Source organism: Streptomyces formicae (assembly GCF_002556545.1).
Lineage (GTDB): Bacteria > Actinomycetota > Actinomycetes > Streptomycetales > Streptomycetaceae > Streptomyces > Streptomyces formicae_A.
In genome coordinates this window covers 5,236,758-5,255,701 of record NZ_CP022685.1, presented here as the reverse complement: position 1 = coordinate 5,255,701, position 18,944 = coordinate 5,236,758, and the positions used below count along the sequence as shown (strand labels likewise).

Below are 18,944 nucleotides of genomic sequence, written 5' to 3'. Positions count from 1 at the left end.
GCTGTGGTTATTCGTATGCCCGGTGGCGCCGGGCGGGCCATGCTCGGGGGATGACTGCGAACAGCGCGGAAGAAGACACCGGACAGGACCTGGAGCGGGACCGGGGCGAGGACCAGAGCCAGGACCAGCGCGTCCGCAGGCGCGCCGCGGCCCTCGGCGCCGCGAGGACCCTGCACCGCTCGCCCCTGCACCTCTCCCTCACCGAGCGCTTCTCGGCCATCGCGGCCGCGGCCCCCGAGGTGGTGGGCGCCGACGACCCCACGGACGTCTACGGCGACGGCGTCGTGGCCACCCTGGAGGAGGAGGTCGCGGGCCTGCTCGGCAAGGAGGCCGCCGCCTTCTTCCCGACCGGCACGATGGCCCAGCAGGTCGCCCTGCGCTGCTGGGCGGGGCGCACCGGGAACGCGACCGTCGCCCTGCACCCCCTGGCCCACCCCGAACTCCACGAAGGGGGCGCCCTGCCCACGGTGAGCGGGCTGCGCACGGTGCACCCGACGCACGACCCGCGGCTGCCGACGGTCGACGAGGTGCGCGACCACGGGGAGCCCTTCGGGACGCTGATGCTCGAACTGCCGCTCCGGGACGCCGGTTTCGTCCTGCCGACCTGGGAGGAGCTGACGGAGGTGGTGGCCGCGGCCCGCGAGCGGGACGCGGTGGTGCACTTCGACGGGGCCCGCCTGTGGGAGTGCACGACGCACTTCGGCCGTCCCCTCGCGGAGATCGCCGGGCTCGCGGACAGCGTGTACGTCTCGTTCTACAAGTCCCTCGAGGGGCTGAGCGGCGCCGTGCTCGCCGGTCCGCGCACCCTCGTCGACGAGGCGCGGGTGTGGCGCCACCGCTACGGGGGCCAGCTCTTCCAGCAGTTCCCGACCGCCGTGTCCGCGCTCCTGGGCCTGAAGCACGCGCTGCCCAGGCTGCCCGAGTACGTCGCCCACGCGCGCGTGGTCGCCGAGGCGCTGCGCGAGGGGCTCGCCGCCGCCGGGGTGCCCTGGTCGCGCGTGCACCCCGAGCGGCCGCACACCCATCAGTTCCAGGTCTGGCTGCCGTACGCGACGGACGTGCTCGACGAGGCGGCGCTCGGTCAGGCGGAGGAGACCAAGACCATGCTCTTCGGGCGCTGGTTCTCCGACGGGCCGCCCGGTCTGTCGGTCACGGAGGTCACCGTGGGCGACGCGGGCCTGGACTGGACGGCCGACGACGTCAAGGAAGCGGTCGCGGAGTTCGTGCGGCGGCTCCCCGGCTGAGGCGGGCGCCGCGGACGAACCGGACCAGGGCGGCGCGGAAGCGGCCGTGCGCGGGGCGCTCGGCGACGACGGCGCGGAAGCGGCCGTAGTCGCGGACCTCGCGGACGGCCTGCCAGTCGTGGCTGCCGGGCGCGGGCGGCGTCGGCTCGTGGCGCTGGGCGGCGCGGTAGGTGTCGAGCAGGTACTGCTGGGTGACGCTCATGACGGTTCGCCTCTCGTAATAAATAGTACTTAACGGACACCGCAGGGCCCCTTGATCACAGGTCTCGGAACGGGGGCGACGAGGAATGACCACAGCCTGCTCCCGCGCCGGCTGCCCCGTCGCGCCGATTGACGGCGCTCGTCAATCGGCGGCGGTGCTGTCAGTGGCGCGGTGCACCATGGGGTCATGAGCGTGAGCATCGACATCACCGGGCTCCCCCTGGAGCGGATCCACGTCGTGCCCTCGCCCCTGGCCGAGCTCGGCATGGCGCTGCACGCGCTGTCCGAGCCGGGCCACCACCCGGGGCTCCAGGGCTGGGCGACAGCCGTCTCGGCGCGCCTGGATCCGTGCCTGGCGGACCGCATGTGCGAGGCCGACTTCCTGTGGCGCACGACGTTCTCGGACGTCTTCACGCCGTTCGCGGGACTCCCGGGGCAGAACGGGCTGCCCGGGGCCACGCTCGCCGAGGAGCTCGACCAGCTGGACAAGCTCTCCGACGAGCAATTCGTGGACGCGGCCCTGGAGTTCACCTGCCAGTCGACGTACGCGGAGCCGGACCGCAAGCTCCTGACCGACCCCGCCGTGCGGCAGCGCGCCCTGGACCTGGCGGCCGCCCGCGGCCCGCTCCAGATGCGCTTCACCCAGCGCCTGCTCGACGATCCGCCGGTCGTCCGCGCCTGGTTCCGCACGCTCCTCCAGGACTGCGAGGAGGCGTTCTTCGCCGACACCTGGGCCCGGGTCAGTCATCAACTGGCCGCGGACGCCCGGCACAAGACCGAGCTGCTGCGGCGCAAGGGCCTTCCTGAGGCGCTGAAGGCCATGTCCGGATCGGTGTCCCTGGACGAGAGCGGGCGGCTGATCACCGTCGACAAGATCAGCGTGGGCCGCACCGCCACGGGCCAGGGGGGCCTGGTGATCGTCCCGACCAGCCTCGGCTGGCCGCACCTCTGGGTGCTGCACCGCAAGGGCTGGCAGGCCGCGATCACGTACCCCATCAGCTCCCCCGGCCTCACCTCGCCGCCCACCGTGGAACAGTTGACCCGCCGCATGGCCGCGCTCGCCCACCCCATGCGGATGCGCCTGTGCCGCCACCTCGCGCGCGGGGCGTACACCACGAGCGAGCTGGCCGACGCGCACGGCATGACGGCTCCGGAGATATCCCGGCACCTGAGCGTCCTGAAGAAGGCCGACCTGGTCAGCACGCGCCGCCGAGGGCGCTACGTGCAGCACCAGTTGGACATCGGCGTGGTGTCCCGCCTGGGCAGCGATTTCATCGAGGGCGTCCTGCGCTAGTACGGAGGTACCGGGGGTTAGCCCCACCCGGAACCGGGCGGTCAGCAGGATCGCCCCGGGTGATCACCCGCGGAAATGCTGGAGGCGGCAGATGCCGCTGGTTTCCCCACGTTTCCGTAGGAGTCGTTCGTGCGTGAGCAGGTATGGCAGAGGTTCCCTTCCACCGGTCGACGGAGGGGCGCCCGGCGCGCCACCGTGCGGGCCGCCGCCGCGCTGGCCGTCGGCACCATGGCGCTCGGCGTCCTGGGACAACCGGCGGCAGCCGCCGCCCACCGGCCGGACGCCTTCAAGGCGGGCCTGAACTCCCTGGTGCGCCAGGACGGCGTGCCCGCCGCGCTCGCGAGCGTCAAGGACGGCAAGGGCCACACCCGTACGTACACAGCGGGCGTCGGCGACCTGGCCACCGGTGCGAAGGTGCCGAGGGACGGCCAGGTGCGGATCGGCAGCAACACCAAGACGTTCACCGCGGTGGTCGTCCTGCAACTGGTCGACGAGGGGAAGGTCCGCCTCGACACCCCGATCGAGCACTACCTGCCGGGCCTCGTGCGCGGGGAGGGCATCGACGGGAACGACATCACCGTCCGCATGCTCCTGCAACACACCAGCGGACTGCCCAACTACGTCAAGTACCTCGACGCCGAGCCCCGTCCCTATACCCCGCGCGAGCTCCTGGACCGCGCCCTCCAGCACAAGAAGGACTTCGACCCGGGCAAGAAGTGGGAGTACAGCAACACGAATTACGTGCTGGCGGGAATGCTCGTCGAGAAGGTCACCAAGCACCGCGTCGCCCACGAGATCCAGCGGCGCGTCATCGAGCCCCTCGGGCTGCGCCACACCTACTTCCCCGCGCCCGGTGAGACGAAGATCCGGGAGGCCCACCCCAAGGGCTACGACCGGGACGCCTCGGGCGCCCCGCTCGACGTCACCGAATTCGACCCCTCCTGGGGCTGGTCGGCGGGCCAGATGGTCTCCACCAACTCCGACCTCAACCGGTTCGCCGCCGCGATCCTGGACGGCAGTCTCCTCTCGGACACCCAGCTCGCCCAGATGCGGACCACCGTCTCCGCCGAGTACTTCGGCCCCGGCGCCAGGTACGGCCTCGGGCTCGTCAGCAAGCCGCTGTCCTGCGGCGGCGTCTACTGGGGCCACGGCGGCAGCATGACCGGATACGAGACCCGGGGCGGCGCCACCGAGGACGGCCGCGCCGCCAACGTCGCGGTGACCACCCAGCCGTCCGACCCGAACGTCATGAAGCACGTCGACCGCGTCGTGGACAAGGCCCTGTGCGACAGCTGAACCACCGTCTCCGTAGGGCCCGTCCGGCGCGCGACGCCGGGTGGGCCGCCCCACGGCCTGTCCGGCCCTAGGCCCTGTCGTCAAACTCCCGTCGTCGCCCGAAGGGCGGCCCCGCGGCGTCTGGTGCGTGCGATCGCAAGGCGCCGGGATGTCCTCGTAGTGGGCCTACTCGGGCATTCCGGCAACGCCGCGAGCGTGCGTGCCAGACGTCGCGGGGCAGACGGGAGTTTGACGACAGGGCCTAGCCCGCGCCCCCGGCGCGCACCAGACCGGTCTCGTACGCGAGGACAACCACCTGCACGCGGTCGCGCAGGTCCAGCTTCGTCAGGATCCGGCCGACGTGCGTCTTCACGGTCGCCTCCGAGAGGACGAGGCGCGCCGCGATCTCGCCGTTCGACAGGCCCTGCGCGACCAGGATCATCACCTCGCGCTCGCGCTCGGTGAGGCGCTCCAGGCGCTTGTGCTGGGGCTGCCCCCCGGTGTTCGGCAGCATCGGCGCGAAGCGGTCGAGCAGGCGCCGCGTCGTGGAGGGCGCGACCACCGCGTCACCGCTGTGCACCGAGCGGATCGCGGTGAGCAGCTCCCCCGGAGGCACGTCCTTGAGCATGAAGCCCGAGGCGCCGGCCTTCAGCCCGGAGAAGGCGTACTCGTCCAGGTCGAAGGTGGTCAGGATCAGCACCTTCGGCGGGTTCACGCCCTGGCAGATGCGCCGGGTGGCCTCCACGCCGTCGAGCTTGGGCATGCGGACGTCCATGAGGACCACGTCGACCTTGGTCGCGCGCAGCACTTCGAGCGCCTCGACGCCGTCGCCCGCCTCCGCGACGACCTCCATGTCCGGCTGGGCGGCGAGCACCATCCGGAACCCGGTGCGCAGCAGCACCTGGTCGTCGACGAGCATCACGCGGATCGACATCAAGGGGGTCCCTTCGGGGAGCGGGCCGGTGACAGGTGTCATCGGCGGTCATCAATGTGCGGGCTTGAGCGGCAGCAGGGCGCTGATGCGGAAGCCCCCGCCGGGCCGCGGTCCCGCGTCCAGCGTGCCGCCGACCATACCGACGCGCTCGCGCATGCCGATCAGTCCGTGCCCGCTGCCGTCGGCGCCGCCGTCCTCGTACAGCTCGTGCGGGGCGCCCTTGCCGTCGTCCTCGACGAGCAGCCCGAGGCCGTCGTCGAAGTAGACGAGGCGCACGCTCGCACCGGCGTTCTCACCGCCGTGCTTGCGGGTGTTGGTGAGCGCCTCCTGCACGATGCGGTACGCGGTGAGCTCCACGCCGCTGGGCAGCGGGCGCGGAGTGCCCTCGACCTTGAAGTCGACGGGCAGACCCGCCGTGCGCACCTGTTCGATGAGCTCGTCGAGCTGCTCGACGTCGGGCTGCGGGACGTACTCGCCGCTCTCCTCGGGCTCCCCGGTGCGCAGCACGCCCAGCAGGCGGCGCATCTCGGCCAGTGCCTGGCGGCCGGTGCCCGAGATGGTCTCCAGGGCCTTCCTGGCCTGCTCGGGCGCGGTGTCCATGACGTACGCGGCGCCGTCGGCCTGCACGACCATCACCGAGACGTTGTGCGCGACGACGTCGTGCAGCTCGCGGGCGATCCTGGCCCGCTCGGCCGCCACCGCGACCTTGGACTGCGCCTCGCGCTCCTTCTCCAGGCGGTCGGCGCGCTCCTCCAGCTGGGCGAGGTAGGCCCGGCGGGTGCGGATGGAGTCGCCGAGCACCCAGGCGAGCGCGAAGGGGACGATCTGGAACATCGTGAAGAGGATGTGCCCAAAGGCGCTTATGTTCTCCGTGGGCCAGCGCATCATCGACAGCGGCGCCGCGCACAGACCGCCGATCAGCGCGAACCGGGAGGCCCACTTCTCGCCGTCGGCCGCCGCCGTGTAGATGATCACGAGCATCGCGAAGTTCGCGGGCAGCGTCTCGACGTCGAAGATCAGCTGGGCGACGCCGATCACCGCGGCGAGCACCAGCATCTGCTCGGTCGCCCGTCGGCGCAGCGCGACCACCAGGGACAGCCCGAGGGCCACGGGGATCACCGCGACGTTCGGCTCGGCCCGCCCGCTGCCCTCGACCATGGCGAGGAGGCTGATCCCGGAGATCCCGAAAAGAACGAGACCCCAGAAGCCGTCGACCCACACGGGGTGTCTGCGGAGGAAGTCGTAGAGGCGCTGCACGTAACCCAGCGTAGGCAGGGCCACGGCACCCCGGGGTCAACCGAAGGTCCGATCCCTGTCGAGCACATGTACTCCCCAAGGTGGAGGCCCGCTTAGCCTGCGGGATGTGACGAACGACAAAGAACCCGAGCCGACGGCACGGCGAGGCGGCTGGCGCGAGGCGACGGAAACCGCCCTGTACGGCCCTGAAGGCTTCTATCGGCGCCCCGAGGGGCCCGCGGGTCACTTCCGTACGTCCGTGCACGCCTCGCCCCTCTACGCGGGCGCCGTGGCGCTGCTCCTGTGCCGCGTGGACGCGGCGCTCGACCACCCGGACGAGTTGGCCTTCGTCGACATGGGCGCGGGCCGCGGCGAGCTGACCGAGGGCGTCGTCGCCGCGCTGCCCGCCGATGTGGCGGCACGCGTGCGTGCGTACGCGGTGGAGCGCGCGGAGCGTCCCGCCGGACTCGACCCGCGCATCGCGTGGCGGGCCGCTCCCCCGGCCGGTGTCACCGGCCTGCTCTTCGCCAACGAGTGGCTGGACAACGTCCCCTTGGACGTCGCCGAGGTGGCCGACGACGGCACGGTGCGCCACGTCCTGGTCGACGCGGAAGGCGGCGAGACGCTGGCGGAGCCCGTCGAGGGGGCGGACGCCGAGTGGCTCGCGCGCTGGTGGCCTCTGGCGTCCGAACCCGGCCTTCGCGCGGAGATCGGCCTCCCCAGGGACCGGGCGTGGGCGGCCGCCGTGTCGACCCTCGCGCGCGGCCTCGCGGTGGCCGTGGACTACGCCCACCAGCGAGCGGCGCGACCGCCGTTCGGGACCCTCACGGGCTTCGCCGACGGCCGCGGGACGACGCCCGTGCCGGACGGCTCCTGCGACATCACCGCCCATGTGGCGCTGGACGCGTGCGCGCTCGACGGGGCAGCCCTGCTCACCCAGCGGGCGGCGCTCGGCGCGCTCGGGGTGAGCGGCGCCCGCCCCCCGCTGTCCCTGGCCTCCAGCGACCCCACGGCGTACGTGCGGGCCCTCACACGCGCGGGAGAGGCGGCGGAACTGACCGCGTCCGGCGGGCTCGGGGACTTCGGGTGGCTGGTGCAGCCCGTGGGCGTACCCCTGGACGCGGTCCTCCCCGGAAAAGCGGCCCTACTTGTCGATGTCGCCGACCACGAAGAAGAGTGATCCAAGGATCGCCACCATGTCCGCGACCAGTTGGCCCGGGAGCAGCTCGGCCAGGGCCTGGATGTTGTTGTACGAGGCGGAGCGCAGCTTCAGCCGGTACGGGGTCTTCTCGCCCTTGCTGACCAGGTAGTAGCCGTTGATGCCGAGCGGATTCTCGGTCCACGCGTACGTGTGGCCCTCGGGGGCCTTGAGGACCTTGGGCAGGCGCTGGTTGATCGGGCCCTGCGGCAGGTCGAAGAGCCGGTCGAGGCAGGCGTCGGCGAGGTCCAGGGCGACGTGGGTCTGCTCCAGGAGGCACTCGAAGCGGGCCAGGCAGTCGCCCTCCTGCCGGGTGACGACCTTCAGGGTGTCCTGGAGTTCGCCGTACGCGAGGTAGGGCTCGTCGCGGCGCAGGTCGAAGTCGACTCCGGAGGCACGCGCGATGGGACCGCTCACTCCGTAAGCGTGCACCGCCTCGGGGGTCAGGACGCCGACGCCGCGCGTGCGGCCGCGGAAGATCTCGTTGCCGAGCACCAGACGGTCGTAGACGTCCATGCGCGAGCGCACCGACGCGACGGCCTCCCGCGCGCGGGTGGTCCATCCCGCGGGCAGGTCCTCCTTGAGACCGCCGACGCGGTTGAACATGTAGTGCATGCGGCCGCCGGAGATCTCCTCCATCACGTTCTGGAGCTCCTCGCGCTCGCGGAACGCGTGGAACACCGGGGTGATCCCGCCCAGTTCGAGGGGGTAGGAGCCGAGGAACATCAGGTGGTTGAGCACCCGGTTCAGCTCGGCGAGCAGCGTGCGCGTCCAGACCGCGCGCTCGGGCACCTCCATGCCGAGCATCCGCTCGACGGCGAGCACCACGCCCAGCTCGTTCGAGAACGCCGACAGCCAGTCGTGGCGGTTGGCCAGCATCACGATCTGGCGGTAGTCCCTGGCCTCGAAGAGCTTCTCCGCGCCGCGGTGCATGTAGCCGATGACCGGCTCCGCGTGCTGGATGCGCTCGCCGTCCAGGACGAGGCGCAGCCGCAGCACTCCGTGCGTGGACGGGTGCTGGGGGCCGATGTTGAGCACCATGTCGGTGCTCTCCGCCGCGCCGCCGATGCCGAGCGTGGTCTCCGTGGTGGTCTCCGTCGTGGGACTCATGCGCACAGTGTCTCGCACACCCTCCCGTACGCGGCCGCCCCTTCGTCGTACGCGCCTGTCACCGGTCGTACGTACGCTTGAGGCATGGAAACGGGGATGGCGGAGCCCGCAGGACCGGCGGGGACGCGGGCGGAGCCGGTGTGGAACGGGCTGCCGCGGGGTCTGCTCACGATGCGGCGGCTCCTGCTGGTGGTCTGGTTCGTGCCGATGGCGGTGGCCGTGGGCGTGCTGCTCGGCCTGTTCGCGGGCCCGCTCTGGGCGCTCTTCGCGCTGCTTCCGCTCGCCTTCGTGGCGTGGGGCTGGCCGATGCTGGGGCGGAACTGGCGCTCGTGGCGCTATGCCGAGCGCGCCGACGACCTGCTGATCAGCCGGGGCGTGCTGTGGCGCGAGGAGACCATCGTGCCGTACGGCCGCATGCAGCTCGTCGAGGTGACGTCGGGCCCCGTGGAGCGGTACTTCGGCCTCGCGGGCGTGCAGCTGCACACGGCGGCGGCCGCCACCGACGCGCGCATCCCCGGTCTGCTGCCCGAGGAGGCCGAGCGGCTGCGCGACCGGCTCACCGCGCTCGGCGAGGCCCGATCGGCGGGCCTGTGAACGACGTACGGGAAGCGACGGACGAGGACCGCCCCGAGACCGCCGAAGCGGTGCGCGAGCGGCGCCTGCACCCCGTCACGCCGCTGCGCCGCGCGTGGGCGCCGTTCGCCCTCGTGGTCGGCTGGGCGGTCCACGACCCGAGCGGCACCCAGCAGCGGGTCAACGAACTCCCCGTGGTGCAGCTGCTCGCGGGCCTCGCCGTCGTTCTCGTCGGCGGCTCCGTCTACGGCGTCCTGAGCTGGTGGTTCACGCACTTCGCGGTCACCGACACCGAACTGCGCATCCGCACCGGACTGTTCTTCCGGCGCACCGCCCACATCCGGCTCGACCGGCTCCAGGCCGTCGACGTGACGCGGCCGCTGCTCGCCCGCGTCGCGGGCGTCGCCAAGCTCAAGCTGGACGTCGTCGGCACGGAGGACAAGGACGAGCTGGCGTACCTCGGCGAGAAGGAGGCCACCGCGCTGCGCGCCGAACTCCTCGCGCGCGCCGCCGGATTCGCCCCCGACGAGGCCCGCGAGGTCGGCGAGGCCCCGGTGCGGGGGCTGCTGCACGTGCAGCCGCGCATGCTCGCGGTCTCGCTGCTCCTGACCGGCGCCCCCTGGGTGATGCTCATCGCCGCGATCGTCGTGCCGTCCTTCCTCTGGTACGCCACGCACAACCTGTGGACGGTCCTCGCGACCGGCCTTCCCATGCTGGGCGGCGCGTTCGCGAGCGGCGTGGGCCGCTTCATCGGGGAGTACGACTGGACGGTGGGCGAGTCCCCCGACGGCCTGCGCATCGACCACGGGCTGCTCGACAAGGAGCACGAGACGGTGCCGCCGGGACGCGTGCAGACGGTGCACATCGTGCAGCCGCTGCTGTGGCGGCGGTTCGGCTGGGTGCGCGTGGAGCTCGACGTGGCGGGCTCGGACAACAGCGTCCTGGTGCCGGTCGCGCCCCGGGAGCTCGCGGAGTCGGTGATCGGGCGGATCCTGCCGGGCGTGCGGGTGCCGGAGCCCGACGAGCTGAGCCGCCCTCCCGCGCGCGCGGCGTGGTGCCTGCCGCTGTGGTGGAAGGGGTACGGCCTGGCCGTCACCGACGCGGTCTTCGCCGCGCGCCACGGACTGCTCAAGCGCCGCCTGTCCCTGGTGCCGCACGCCAAGGTGCAGAGCGTGCGCCTCTCACAGGGCCCCTGGGAGCGCCGCCAGGGCGTGGCCGACGTCCGGGTGGACACGGGCGCGGGAAAGACGGTCTCGGCCCGCCTGCGGCCGACCGCGGAGGCGACGGAACTCCTCCACGCCCAGGCGGACCGCTCCCGCACGGGCCGCAGAGAGGCGACTCCGGACCGCTGGATGGCCTCGTAGGGGCGGGAGCCCCATAAGGGGCGCGGGGAACTGCGCGCCCAGCCACAGCGCACCCGCAGAGCCCCACAACGAACGCCCCTACGAACCGCTCAACCCAGCAGCGCGCTCCGCAAGCCCGCCACATCGATCTGCTCGGTCTCGTCATGGGCCGTCAGGTCGATGACCTGCCCCACGCCGCGCTCGGCGTCGCCCTCGGGCGCGGGCTTGAACTCCGCCTCGGTCTCGGCCTTGTGGACGGCGAGGGCCTCCTCGCCCACCACATCGGCGAGGTCCTCGTTCTGCACCGACTCCAGCGCGGCGGGCGCCGCGCCCTTCGTACCGAAGAAGTCGAAGCCGCCCTGGGGCACCGGGCGTCGCGCCTGCACGGGCGGCGCGACGGCGACCGCGCGCTCGTGCCCGCCGTATCCGTCGGCCGCCCCGGACTTCCCCCGCGCGTCGCCGCCTTCCGCTTCGGCGGAGTCCGCGGGGCCCGCGGATTCCGGCGCGGGGGTGGCGCGCTGACGCGGAGCCAGGCGGTCGAGCGCCGCGTTGGCCCGCAGGAAGAGCGAAGGAGTGGGACTCGCCCCCGGCCGCACGGCGGACGAGGAACTCTCGGCACCGGGGCCATCGTTGCCCGTGTCGGCCCGCTCGGCCCGCTCGGCCGGGGCACTCTCCGCACCGCGCCCGGCGGTACCCGGCGCCCCCGCCCGCACCGCGGGCACCAGATCAACGGCCCCCGGCACAAGCCCCTCCGCACCGGCCCGCGGCAGCGCGGGCGCGGGCGTCGCCGACGACGCCTCTATGGCGAGCAGCCTGCGCCCTTCGAGCGCGCTGGCCCGCTCGGTCTCCGCGGTGGCGTACCTCCGCAGGAGCGCCGCGTGTTCGTTGCGCAGCGCGGCCAGCTCGGCGCGCTTGGCGCGCAGCTTGTTCTCCAGCTTGCCCCGCAGCTCGCGGGACTCCTCGAGGTCGGACTCGGCCTCGGCTATCCGTTCCTCGTAACGCCACTCTTCGCTCGCGCGGGCCCGGCCCAGCTCGGCGACGCGTTTACCGGCCGACAGGTCCCAGCGGCGCATGACGACCGAGCCCACGACGGCAGCGGCGGCCGCGGCCGCGACGAGCCCGCGGAGCACGACAGGTTCCGCGAACATCCAGGCGCCGCCGGCGCAGAGAACTGAGACGCCTGCGACCGTCGAGGGAGGAAGCAGCCTGTGCAGGGGTGGGGAATGGCGGTGACGTCCACGTGGCATGGCCAGAAACTTACCGCGCGTAGGCGAAGTCTGGTGCCCCGGCCGCCAAAATGCCGGTGCCACCACCGTAACTCGCCACAACTCCCCGCCCCTCCCCCGCTTTGCTTCAGCGCTCAACTTCCGCTTCGGCCATGGAACTTCTCCGGAACTCCAAGATCAACTTCTGGATCGGAGTCTCTACTTCCGGATTAACTCCTTACTTCACGGTCAGGACTTCCCGTCAGGACTTCCCCGTCGGGACTTCCCCTCAGGACTTCCCGATCAGCCCCTTCGACTCCAGATAGTCCTTCGCGACATCCGCTTCCTTCTGCCGCTCCGCGTCGACCTTCCGGTTGAGTTCGACGAGGTCGTCCGTCGTGAGCGTCTTCGTCAGCTTGCCGAGCGCCGCGGCTATGTCCTTGTCGCCCGCGTCCTTGGCGTTCACCACGGGCAGGATGTTGTCCGCGTTCTGCAGCTTCTTGTCGTCCTCGAGGATCACGAGGTCGAAGTTCTTCAGCGTCGCGTCGGTCGTCGTGGTCAGGACCAACTGGTCCGTGCCGGTCTTCACGGCCTGCTTGGACTGCGTGGTGCCGACGCCCTTGGGGTCGATTCCGGTGACGTCGATGCCGTACTTCTTCTTCAGCCCCGGCGCGCAGAACGGCCTGGACTCGCATTCGTCACTCGCCGCGACCTTCACCTTCTCGCCCGACTTGCCGAGATCGGAAAGCGTCTTGAGCTTGTGCTCCTTGGCGTATTCCGCGGACACCGCGAACGCGTTCTGGTCGACCGCGTCACCGGCGGGAAGGACCTTCAGGCCCTGCGGCTCGGCGAGCTTCTTCAGGGCGGCCACGGTGGCGTCGGCATCGCTGGAGGCGACGGGCTTCGCCTTCGGGCCGTTCTTCTCCAGGTTGAGGAATTCCGCGAGCGTCGCCGCGTATTCGGGCGCGATGTCGATCGAGCCCTTCTCCAGCTCGGGCTTGTAGATCTCGCGGTTCTGCACGGTCTTGACCTGTGCGTCATATCCCGCGTCCTTCAGGAGACCCACATAGAGCTCGGCGAGCACCTTCTGTTCGGTGAACCGCGCCGAACCCACCACCAGCGAGCCCTTCTTGTCACCGCCCGCCTTGTCCGATCCCCCGTCCTTGTCCTCCAGGCTGTCCCCGCCGCACGCGGCGAGCCCAGCGGTCAGGGCGACGACGGCCGCGGCCGCCCCCGCCATCCGTCGCGCGCGACGCGTTGTGCTGTTCATCGGTGAACCACCATTTCGAAAGGAATCAGAGAACCGAACTCACCGAACGGCCTCGCCGAACCGAACTCACTGAACGGCCTCGCTGCTCGACCGCGTCCCCCTGCGCGGGTCGAAGAGCCGCCCCGCCAGGACGAGGACCGCCTCGACCAGCAGCGCGAGAAGCGCCACCAGGAGCGCGCCCGCGACCACCTGGGGCGTGTTCTGCAGGTTGAACCCGGCCGTGATGATGCGGCCGAGGCCGCCCTCGCCCGCCATCGCGGCGAGCGTGGCCGTCGCGACGACCTGCACGCCCGCCGACCGTATGCCCGTCATGATCAGCGGGTACGCCAGCGGCAGCTCGACCCGCGCGAACAGCTGGCGTCCGCTCATGCCCATCCCGCGCGCCGCCTCCACCACCGCCCTGTCGACCTCGCGCATCCCGAGGTAGGCGTTGGTGAGCAGCGGCGGCACCGCGAAGAGGACGAGGGCGATCAGCGTCGGCGCGTCCCCGTGCTCGCCGAGCGGGGTGAGCGTGAGCAGGATGAGCAGCGCCAGCGTGGGCACCGCGCGGCCGATGTTGGAGATGTTGACCGCGAGGGCGCCGCCCTTGCCGATGTGGCCGAGGTACAGCGCGAGGGGCAGTGCGATCGCGCAGGCGACGGCGAGCGTGACCCCGCTGAAGTACAGGTGCTCGGAGAGGCGGTGCCACACCCCCTTCTCGCCCTGCCAGTTGGCGCCCGTGGTCAGCCAGTCGTACGCACCGGTGATCTCGTTCATGCGGGTTCAGCCACCTTGGCCACGGCCGCCTTGCGGGCGGCACGGCTCGTACGTATGCGGTGGACGCGGGTCCACGGGGTCAGCAGGCGCTGGAGGCCGAGCAACAGCACGTCGGCCACGATCGCGAGGAGCACGCAGAGCACCGACGCGGTGAGCACCTGGGCCTTGAAGGTCGTGTCGAGGCCGTCGAGGATCAGCGAGCCGAGGCCGCCGTAGTCCACGATGGCGCCGACGGTGGTCAGGGCGACGGTGGAGACCGTGGTGATGCGGACACCGGCGAGGAGGGCGGGCAGCGCGAGCGGCAGCTCCACCTCCCAGAGCAGCCGCAACGGGCCGTACCCCATGCCCTTGGCGGCGTCCCGTGCCTCGTCGGGCACGGCTTGCAGACCGGCCAGGATGTTCCGCACGAGGACCGTGAGCGAATACAGGACCAGGCCCGTGACGACCAGTGAGACGGAGAGGCCGAAGAACGGCAGCAGCAGCGAGAACATGGCGAGCGAGGGCACCGTGTAGAGCACGGTCGTCACGCCGAGGATCGGTCCCGCGAGGAAGCGCCAGCGCCGCGCGAGCAGCGCGAGCGGCAGCGACACCGCGAGGCCGATCGCGACCGAGGCGAGCGTGATCCCGACGTGCTGAAGGGTCGCGTCGATCAACTCCTGGCTGCGGGTGCGGAGATACTCCCCGCAGATCCAGTCGTTCGTCACCAGACAGTTCTGCTGCGCCACGCGCCCCACCTCCCCCGAAATCCCAGACGTATGCCGCACACACGTCCCCCCGTGTCTGGCGACCCTAACGCGAGGCACTGACAATCGCCGAGACTCGTTGTAGGGCCGAAACACGGCCTTCACGCAAAGCCCGCCACCGCCCGCCACAATGGGGAAACATGATCCGGTTCGAGCACGTCACCAAGCGTTACGCGGACGGCACCACGGCCGTCGACGATCTGTCCTTCGAGGTCGCCGAGGGCGAACTGGTCACGCTCGTCGGCCCGTCGGGCTGCGGCAAGACCACGACGATGAAGATGGTGAACCGGCTCATCGAGCCGAGCGAGGGCCGGATACTCGTCGACGGCGAGGACATATCCGACACCGACCCGGTCCGACTCCGGCGCCGCATCGGCTATGTGATCCAGCAGGTCGGCCTCTTCCCGCACAAGACGGTCCTGGAGAACACCGCGACCGTCCCGCACCTCCTGGGCGTCAAGCGCGGCAAGGCACGCGAGCGCGCCGCCGAACTCCTCGACCTGGTCGGCCTCGACCCCGCCGTCTTCGGCGACCGCTACCCCGAGCAGCTCTCCGGCGGCCAGCGCCAACGCGTCGGCGTGGCCCGCGCCCTGGCGGCCGATCCGCCGGTGCTCCTGATGGACGAGCCGTTCGGCGCGGTCGACCCCGTGGTGCGCGAGCACCTGCAGAACGAGTTCCTCCGCCTCCAGCAGGCCGTACGCAAGACCGTGCTCTTCGTCACGCACGACATCGAGGAGGCGGTCCGCCTCGGCGACCGGATCGCCGTCTACGGGCAGGGCCGCATCGAGCAGTTCGACACCCCGTCGACCGTCCTCGGCGCCCCCGCCAACGACTACGTGGCCGACTTCGTGGGCGCGGACCGCGGCCTCAAGCGGCTCTCCGTGACGCCGATCGAGGAGGGCGACCTGGAGCAGCCGCCCGTGGTGCACCTCGACGACCCGCTGCCCAAGAAGCTCGACGCCCGCTGGGCCGTCGTCCTGGACGGCGAGAACAACCTGCACGGCTGGATCTCCGCCGAGCACGCGCGCGGGGAGAGCGGCACGGTCCGCGAGCACGCGCGGCGCATGGAGGCCTGGCTCCCGGTGGGCGCGAGCCTCAAGCAGGCGTTCGCGACGATGCTCCAGCACGACGCGGGCTGGATCGCGGTGATCGACAAGGACAGCGAGGGCCGCTTCCTGGGGGTGCTCACACCCGCCAGGCTGCACGAGGCGCTGCGCCGCTCCACGGCAGCGGACGCGCAGGCCATCGCGCGCGACGAGGTCGAGCTGGAGACGGTCACCAAGGTGTGAGAGAGCTCATCACGGCGTGAGGGGCCTCGGTGTGAGCGAGCTCACCCGGCGGCGCGTGGCGCTCAGTTGTCGGTGAGGCGGCCGCTGATCCACTGCAGGGTCGCCGGGATCTCCCGGCGCCAGGTGTTGAAGTTGTGGCCGCCGCTGTCGAGCGTGATCGACGAGATCCGCGTGGGGGCCTTCACCTTGTCGATGAACTTCAAGGTGTCCTTGTAGTTGCTCTCGCCCTTCTTGCTGCTGCTCACCAGCAGGGAGGTCTTGGGCGGCGGCATGTGCTCCAGGTACCAGTCCAGGTTGGCGCGCTGCTCCAGCTCCTTGTCACCGTGGAAGAGATCGCCCGTGGTGACGTCGATGGGCGCCTTGTAGTACGCGGAGAGGCCCGCGCCCGCGCCGTACTTGTCGGGGTGGTGCATGGCGAGCTTCAGGGCGCAGTAGCCGCCGGTGGAGTCGCCGATGATGCCCCAGTTCTCGGCCTTGGTGCCCACCCGGTACTGGCCGGAGATCGCGTGGGGCAGGTCCTTGGCGAAGAACGTCTCGGTCTGCGGGCCGCCGGGGATGTCCACGCACTCGGTGTCCCTGGGCGGCGCGACGGTCGGCCGCATCATGATCAGGATCATCGGCTGCATCTTGCCGTTGGCGGCCTGGCGGTGCGCGGTCTGCGGGTAGTGCAGGCCCTTGATGAGCGCCTCCGCGGTGCCCGGGTAGCCGGTGAGGACCACGGAGGCGGGGAACTTGCGGTTCTTGTACTGCGGTTGGAAGTACTCGGGCGGCAGGTAGACGTAGGCGGGGCTGGCTATGTTCGACGTCCTGCCGCCGATGTCGACCTTCTGGATCTGGCCGCCGGTGGCGGGCCTGCTGCCGCCGGGCACGTTCACCGGCTGGGTGTCGAGGACCTTTACCGGACCCTCCCCTTTGGCCGGGTCGTGGTCCACCACCACGCCGGGACTCGTCTCCTGCCCGAAGAGGTCGGCCCAGGTGGCGTAGAAGCCGAACGCCTGGTTCGCCGAGAGGCCGATCGAGGCGAAGATCGCGACCTGCGTGGCGATCAGCAGCCCCACCCTCCCCGTGACGGCCTTCCAGGACTGGCGCGCGAGGCGCGGCCAGAGCCATATAGTGCCGACGAAGAGCAGAACGGCCAGCACGACCGCAAGGGTCAGGACCTTGTTGCTCGTGAGTCCCATGGGGTGTTCCTGCCTGCACTTTCTACCTTTGCCCGGCTTTGCCGTGGCCTGCCGGACCGTGACCGAACCCGGACCTCGGCCTTACTGGCTCTTGCCGGAGCTTTTCCTCCGGTTTTCCGGTCGGGAGTGAACCCGTCTCCCGGAAGGACCGTCCTAGAGGGCGCAATAGTGCCGGATGCCGCTTTGGCACCGGATTCAAGCTCTCTCGCAGAACTACGGGATGCGATGTCTGTCAGGATAGATGGGGAAATGTCGGGTGGGGTTCCGAGCAGTGAGGACCACCATCATGACGGGCGGCTCCACCGGATACTGCGCGGCCCGCGCCCGGAGGCAGTGCCGACCCTCGTCGCCAGGGCCTGCCTGCTCGTAGGGCTGCTGAACGTGGCGGCGGGTGTCTTCCCGCGCTTCCGGCACAGTCGCATGCACGCCATCGCGGAGGTCCTGCCGGGCGCGCTCGGCCCCTTCGCGGCCGCCCTCGCGCTCAGCTCGGGCATCTTGCTGCTGCTGCTCGCGCACGGCCTGCGCCGCCACAAACGGCGGGCCTGGCGGGCCGCCGTGGTGCTGCTGCCCGCGGGCGCCGTGGCGCAGTTCACCTACCGGCACTCCGTGATCGGCGTGGTGATCTCGCTCGCTCTGCTCGCTCTCCTGCTGCGCCATCGGAGTGAGTTCACGGCCCTGCCCGACCCGCGCAGCCGCTGGCGGGCACTGGCCAATTTCGTCCTCCTCGGAGCGGGTTCGATCCTCCTCGGTCTGGTGATCGTCAGCGCCCACCCCGGGAAGGTGATCGGGGACCCGAGCATCACCGAGCGCCTGGCGCACGTCCTCTACGGACTCTTCGGTCTCGAAGGCCCCGTCGACTACTACGGACGCACCTCCTGGACGGTTGGTTTCTCCCTGGGCGCACTCGGCATGCTGACCGCGCTCACCACCATCTACCTGGCCTTCCGCCCCGAGCACCCGGCCGCACGCCTCACCGAGGACGACGAGACCAAGCTGCGCGCCCTGCTCGACAAGCACGGCGGCCGCGACTCGCTGGGCCACTTCGCGCTCCGCCGCGACAAGGGCGTCGTCTTCTCCCCCAGCGGCAAGGCCGCCGTCACCTACCGCGTCGTCTCCGGAGTGATGCTCGCGAGCGGCGACCCGATCGGCGACGTCGAGGCCTGGCCCGGCGCGATCGAGCGCTTCATGGACGAGGCGAAGGCCCACTCCTGGACGCCCGCCGTCATGGGCTGCTCCGAGACCGGCGGCGAGGTCTGGACCCGCGAGACCGGCCTTGACGCCCTCGAACTCGGCGACGAGGCGGTGGTGGACGTCGCGGATTTCTCCCTGTCCGGGCGTGCGATGCGCAACGTACGCCAGATGGTCAAGCGAATCGAGCGCAATGGGTACGAGACGCGCGTACGGCGCATCCGTGACCTCGGCGAGAACGAGCTGGCCAGGATCCAGCGCGCCGCCGACGACTGGCGCGGCACCGACACCGAGCGCGGCTTCTCCATGGCGCTCGGCCGCATCGGCGACCCGGACGACGGCGACTGTCTGATCGCGACCGCCCACAAGGCCGACGAGGAGCCGGGCGCCTACGGCGACCTGAAGGCCGTCCTGCACTTCGTCCCCTGGGGCAAGGACGGCGTCTCCCTGGACCTCATGCGCCGCGACCGCTCGGCCGACCCCGGCATGAACGAACTGCTCATCGTGGCCGCCCTCCAGGCCGCCCCGAAGCTCGGCATCGCGCGCGTGTCCCTCAACTTCGCGATGTTCCGCGCGGCGCTCGCCCGCGGCGAGAAGATCGGCGCGGGCCCGGTGCTTCGCGCCTGGCGCGGGCTGCTCGTCTTCCTGTCCCGCTGGTTCCAGATCGAGTCCCTGTACAAGTTCAACGCGAAGTTCCGCCCCCGCTGGGAGCCCCGCTTCGTGGTCTACCGCTCCAGCAAGGACCTGCCCCGCATCGGCTTCGCCGCGATGCAGGCCGAGGGCTTCGTCACGCTCGCGCTGCCCCGGTTCCTGCGCAAGGGCACCGCACAGCGCCGTCCCTGCCCGCACCAGGCCGCCGAGCGCGAGGTCCAGGCGGCGTAATCGGCCCTTGTCCGGGCCTAGG

At 71.3% G+C, this 18,944-nt stretch carries 17 protein-coding genes; 8 read left to right on the top strand and 9 right to left on the bottom strand.

Annotation, left to right across the window (positions count from 1 at the left end; genetic code table 11):
* Nucleotides 1-50: 50 nt before the first annotated feature.
* A complete protein-coding gene (locus KY5_RS22740; protein ID WP_098243988.1) occupies nucleotides 51-1,244 on the top strand; it encodes a threonine aldolase family protein in 1,194 nt (397 codons plus the stop codon).
* On the opposite strand, the gene KY5_RS22735 is transcribed toward KY5_RS22740, so the two are convergent.
* Nucleotides 1,201-1,446: a hypothetical protein gene (locus KY5_RS22735; protein WP_098243987.1), complete on the bottom strand. Its 246-nt coding sequence runs from the start codon at nucleotides 1,444-1,446 to the stop codon at nucleotides 1,201-1,203. The two genes, KY5_RS22740 and KY5_RS22735, sit on opposite strands and share 44 nt — an antisense overlap.
* A gap of 186 nt (nucleotides 1,447-1,632) precedes the next feature.
* On the opposite strand from KY5_RS22735, the gene KY5_RS22725 reads away from it, so the two are divergent.
* Complete coding sequence (locus tag KY5_RS22725; protein ID WP_098243986.1) at nucleotides 1,633-2,739, top strand: DUF5937 family protein; 1,107 nt, start codon at nucleotides 1,633-1,635, stop codon at nucleotides 2,737-2,739.
* Nucleotides 2,740-2,868: 129 nt separating this feature from the next.
* The gene (locus KY5_RS22720) at nucleotides 2,869-4,035 is read left to right on the top strand and encodes a serine hydrolase domain-containing protein (RefSeq protein ID WP_234362823.1); all 1,167 of its coding nucleotides are present in this window, start codon (nucleotides 2,869-2,871) and stop codon (nucleotides 4,033-4,035) included.
* Nucleotides 4,036-4,276: 241 nt separating this feature from the next.
* Here the strand turns inward: KY5_RS22720 and KY5_RS22710 are convergent, their stop codons facing one another.
* Both KY5_RS22710 and KY5_RS22705 read right to left on the bottom strand, forming a co-directional pair.
* Nucleotides 4,277-4,948, bottom strand: a complete 672-nt coding sequence (locus KY5_RS22710; protein WP_098243985.1) for a response regulator transcription factor — start codon at nucleotides 4,946-4,948, stop codon at nucleotides 4,277-4,279.
* Nucleotides 4,949-4,999: 51 nt separating this feature from the next.
* A complete protein-coding gene (locus tag KY5_RS22705) occupies nucleotides 5,000-6,205 on the bottom strand; it encodes a sensor histidine kinase (protein ID WP_098247412.1) in 1,206 nt (401 codons plus the stop codon).
* 106 nt (nucleotides 6,206-6,311) lie between these two features.
* Between KY5_RS22705 and KY5_RS22700 the strand changes: the two genes are divergently transcribed.
* Entirely contained in the window at nucleotides 6,312-7,364 is a 1,053-nt protein-coding gene (locus KY5_RS22700) for an SAM-dependent methyltransferase (protein WP_234362822.1), read from the top strand.
* Here KY5_RS22700 and KY5_RS22695 read toward each other — a convergent pair.
* Complete coding sequence (locus tag KY5_RS22695; RefSeq protein ID WP_098243983.1) at nucleotides 7,329-8,492, bottom strand: NADH-quinone oxidoreductase subunit D; 1,164 nt, start codon at nucleotides 8,490-8,492, stop codon at nucleotides 7,329-7,331. The genes KY5_RS22700 and KY5_RS22695 overlap by 36 nt on opposite strands.
* Before the next feature lie 84 nt (nucleotides 8,493-8,576).
* On the opposite strand from KY5_RS22695, the gene KY5_RS22690 reads away from it, so the two are divergent.
* Together KY5_RS22690 and KY5_RS22685 are read left to right on the top strand one after the other, a co-directional pair.
* Nucleotides 8,577-9,086, top strand: coding sequence for a PH domain-containing protein (locus tag KY5_RS22690; protein ID WP_098243982.1), 510 nt, complete (start codon nucleotides 8,577-8,579; stop codon nucleotides 9,084-9,086).
* On the top strand, nucleotides 9,083-10,429 hold the full coding sequence (locus KY5_RS22685) for a PH domain-containing protein (RefSeq protein ID WP_098243981.1): 1,347 nt from the start codon (nucleotides 9,083-9,085) through the stop codon (nucleotides 10,427-10,429). Before KY5_RS22690 ends, KY5_RS22685 begins: the two co-directional genes overlap by 4 nt.
* Before the next feature lie 89 nt (nucleotides 10,430-10,518).
* Here the strand turns inward: KY5_RS22685 and KY5_RS22680 are convergent, their stop codons facing one another.
* From KY5_RS22680 to KY5_RS22665, 4 genes are all read right to left on the bottom strand, one after another.
* Complete coding sequence (locus KY5_RS22680) at nucleotides 10,519-11,655, bottom strand: hypothetical protein (RefSeq protein WP_098243980.1); 1,137 nt, start codon at nucleotides 11,653-11,655, stop codon at nucleotides 10,519-10,521.
* Nucleotides 11,656-11,902: 247 nt separating this feature from the next.
* On the bottom strand, nucleotides 11,903-12,883 hold the full coding sequence (locus KY5_RS22675; RefSeq protein WP_098243979.1) for an ABC transporter substrate-binding protein: 981 nt from the start codon (nucleotides 12,881-12,883) through the stop codon (nucleotides 11,903-11,905).
* Nucleotides 12,884-12,949: 66 nt separating this feature from the next.
* Nucleotides 12,950-13,639 carry an ABC transporter permease gene (locus KY5_RS22670; RefSeq protein WP_098243978.1) on the bottom strand — a complete coding sequence of 230 codons (690 nt, stop codon included), beginning with the start codon at nucleotides 13,637-13,639 and terminating at the stop codon, nucleotides 12,950-12,952.
* Nucleotides 13,636-14,364, bottom strand: a complete 729-nt coding sequence (locus KY5_RS22665; protein WP_098243977.1) for an ABC transporter permease — start codon at nucleotides 14,362-14,364, stop codon at nucleotides 13,636-13,638. Before KY5_RS22665 ends, KY5_RS22670 begins: the two co-directional genes overlap by 4 nt.
* A 158-nt stretch (nucleotides 14,365-14,522) precedes the next feature.
* On the opposite strand from KY5_RS22665, the gene KY5_RS22660 reads away from it, so the two are divergent.
* Complete coding sequence (locus KY5_RS22660) at nucleotides 14,523-15,671, top strand: ABC transporter ATP-binding protein (RefSeq protein WP_098243976.1); 1,149 nt, start codon at nucleotides 14,523-14,525, stop codon at nucleotides 15,669-15,671.
* A 62-nt stretch (nucleotides 15,672-15,733) separates the two neighbouring features.
* Here the strand turns inward: KY5_RS22660 and KY5_RS22655 are convergent, their stop codons facing one another.
* Nucleotides 15,734-16,852 (bottom strand): alpha/beta hydrolase, encoded by a 1,119-nt coding sequence (locus KY5_RS22655; protein WP_098243975.1) that lies wholly within the window; start codon nucleotides 16,850-16,852, stop codon nucleotides 15,734-15,736.
* Nucleotides 16,853-17,101: 249 nt separating this feature from the next.
* Here KY5_RS22655 and KY5_RS22650 point away from each other — a divergent pair, with 249 nt between their 5' ends.
* A complete protein-coding gene (locus KY5_RS22650; protein ID WP_098243974.1) occupies nucleotides 17,102-18,922 on the top strand; it encodes a phosphatidylglycerol lysyltransferase domain-containing protein in 1,821 nt (606 codons plus the stop codon).
* Nucleotides 18,923-18,944 lie beyond the last annotated feature (22 nt).

Excerpts from the sequence above, each read along its gene's own strand:
- KY5_RS22660 (WP_098243976.1), top strand. The coding sequence starts at position 14,523 with ATGATCCGGTTCGAGCACGTCACCAAGCGTTACGCGGACGGCACCACG.
- KY5_RS22670 (WP_098243978.1), bottom strand. The coding sequence starts at position 13,639 with ATGAACGAGATCACCGGTGCGTACGACTGGCTGACCACGGGCGCCAAC.
- KY5_RS22725 (WP_098243986.1), top strand. The coding sequence starts at position 1,633 with ATGAGCGTGAGCATCGACATCACCGGGCTCCCCCTGGAGCGGATCCAC.
- KY5_RS22735 (WP_098243987.1), bottom strand. The coding sequence starts at position 1,446 with ATGAGCGTCACCCAGCAGTACCTGCTCGACACCTACCGCGCCGCCCAG.
- KY5_RS22655 (WP_098243975.1), bottom strand. The coding sequence starts at position 16,852 with ATGGGACTCACGAGCAACAAGGTCCTGACCCTTGCGGTCGTGCTGGCC.
- KY5_RS22710 (WP_098243985.1), bottom strand. The coding sequence starts at position 4,948 with ATGTCGATCCGCGTGATGCTCGTCGACGACCAGGTGCTGCTGCGCACC.
- KY5_RS22650 (WP_098243974.1), top strand. The coding sequence starts at position 17,102 with ATGTCGGGTGGGGTTCCGAGCAGTGAGGACCACCATCATGACGGGCGG.
- KY5_RS22740 (WP_098243988.1), top strand. The coding sequence starts at position 51 with ATGACTGCGAACAGCGCGGAAGAAGACACCGGACAGGACCTGGAGCGG.
- KY5_RS22695 (WP_098243983.1), bottom strand. The coding sequence starts at position 8,492 with ATGAGTCCCACGACGGAGACCACCACGGAGACCACGCTCGGCATCGGC.
- KY5_RS22680 (WP_098243980.1), bottom strand. The coding sequence starts at position 11,655 with ATGCCACGTGGACGTCACCGCCATTCCCCACCCCTGCACAGGCTGCTT.
- KY5_RS22690 (WP_098243982.1), top strand. The coding sequence starts at position 8,577 with ATGGAAACGGGGATGGCGGAGCCCGCAGGACCGGCGGGGACGCGGGCG.
- KY5_RS22675 (WP_098243979.1), bottom strand. The coding sequence starts at position 12,883 with ATGAACAGCACAACGCGTCGCGCGCGACGGATGGCGGGGGCGGCCGCG.